At 63.7% G+C, this 568-nt stretch carries 1 protein-coding gene; it reads left to right on the forward strand.

What is annotated here, in order from left to right; all coding sequences use genetic code 11:
* Positions 1 to 162: 162 nt before the first annotated feature.
* Positions 163 to 568: hypothetical protein (locus tag ABTU92_RS30880; RefSeq protein WP_408095329.1), on the forward strand; the 406-nt coding region annotated here is incomplete at its 3' end.

Below are 568 nucleotides of genomic sequence, written 5' to 3' on the forward strand. Positions count from 1 at the left end.
CTGCAGCGGACACGCGTCGAGTTCCACCGCATAGACGCTGGCCCGGCCCTGGCGGTCGCGGCGGACCAGCGGACAGCGATCCAGCGGCATGCCATCCTCAGCTTGGGCGCGGCGCTGCACGAACTCGGACAGATTCAGCGAGAGCAGGGGCACGCCGGTTGCGTGGACAGCTATCGCGAGGCGCTGGACTTGGCCGAAACCATCGGCGACGCCACTAGGCAGGCGACTTGCGCCTTCAATCTGGGCCATGCCTATAAGAACATAGCCGAAATTCGCGATCTAGATGTTGCCGAGCGCTGGTACCGATACGATTTCGAGCTGACACCAGCCACTGACAAGCTCGGACGTGGAAAAGACCTCGCCCAGCTTGGGGCGGTTGCCTACGAGCGCTTCGCGGAGGCGCGGACCGCGGAGCGCCCGATAGAGGAGCTCAAGCGGTATCTCGGCGAGGCGGCCCGTCTTTACGAGGAGGCGTTGGCGATGATGCCGCCGAGCGCCATCGTCGATCACGGGATCTTCCACAACCAACTAGGCAACATTTATGAAGATGCCGGCGCTACTGACCGCG

The organism is Rhodoplanes sp. SY1, assembly GCF_046000175.1.
Taxonomy (GTDB): Bacteria; Pseudomonadota; Alphaproteobacteria; order Rhizobiales; family Xanthobacteraceae; genus Rhodoplanes.